This window comes from Autumnicola edwardsiae (assembly GCF_031846505.1).
Taxonomy (GTDB): domain Bacteria; phylum Bacteroidota; class Bacteroidia; order Flavobacteriales; family Flavobacteriaceae; genus Autumnicola; species Autumnicola edwardsiae.
The window spans coordinates 1-488 of the sequence record NZ_JAVRHP010000301.1; the positions used below are offsets into that span (position 1 = coordinate 1).

General features: G+C 34.4%; 1 protein-coding gene. It reads right to left on the reverse strand.

What is annotated here, in order from left to right; all coding sequences use genetic code 11:
- Positions 1-193: acyl carrier protein (locus tag RM529_RS17765; RefSeq protein ID WP_311486062.1), on the reverse strand; the 193-nt coding region annotated here is incomplete at its 3' end.
- Between the last annotated feature and the right edge of the window lie 295 nt (positions 194-488).

The following is a 488-nucleotide window of genomic DNA, read 5'->3' on the forward strand; positions in this document are numbered from 1 at the left end:
CCATGGCATCATTATCAATTTCAATATTAAATTCGTCTTCCACATCCAGCACAACATCTACCAGGTTAGCAGAATTTATTTTGAGGTCATTAATGAAATCTGTCTCCTCATTAAAGCTCTCCAGCCCTTCCTTCCGCTGAGTATATGGTGTAACAATGGATTTTAGTTTTTCTATTATTTCTTTATCTGTCATTCCCAGAATTATTTATTTCTTATTGCTATTTTTTATTGTCTAGTATCGTTTTATATAATGACTGGAACTAAAATCTTATAGCTCACAATTCAATTTCCATATTTTTGATCATAATTCAAAACCGAGGAGAACCGACACCTCAGAATCTCAGTTTTCCCTTCGTACTTCTTTTACCTCTCTTCTTTTACCTCTCTTCTTTTACCTCTCTTGTCTTTCCTCTCTCCTCTCTCCTCTTTTTACTTAATTCCTGATTCTTGACTCCTGACGCTCCATATACTTTTGTACCTCTTTTCTT